Origin of the sequence: Bacillus sp. SIMBA_005, from assembly GCF_046535585.1 — a bacterium.
In the GTDB taxonomy this organism is placed as follows: domain Bacteria; phylum Bacillota; class Bacilli; order Bacillales; family Bacillaceae; genus Bacillus; species Bacillus pumilus.
In genome coordinates this window covers 1-325 of the sequence record NZ_JAWRWI010000155.1, presented here as the reverse complement: position 1 = coordinate 325, position 325 = coordinate 1, and the positions used below count along the sequence as shown (strand labels likewise).

Sequence of the window (325 nt, the reverse complement as noted above, 5' to 3'; positions counted from 1 at the left end):
AAAGGAAAGCGGCGCAGGGAGCTTTTGGAGCGGCTTGCTCTCGGAGAGATTGATATTTTAGTAGGGACCCATGCTTTAATCCAGGATGAAGTGGAATTCAAAGCGCTGAGTCTTGTTATTACGGACGAGCAGCACCGGTTCGGGGTCGAACAGCGCAAAAAACTCAAGAATAAAGGTCAGGATCCGGATGTGCTGTTTATGACAGCCACCCCGATACCGAGAACGTTGGCCATTACCGTCTTCGGAGAAATGGATGTTTCCGTGATAGATGAAATGCCCGCGGGGCGAAAACAAATCGAAACGTATTGGGTGAAACACGACATGC

General features: G+C 49.5%; 1 protein-coding gene. It reads left to right on the top strand.

Annotated elements, in window-relative coordinates:
• A partial coding sequence (locus SB660_RS19545) for a DEAD/DEAH box helicase (RefSeq protein ID WP_410583907.1) occupies positions 1 to 325 on the top strand: 325 nt, incomplete at both ends.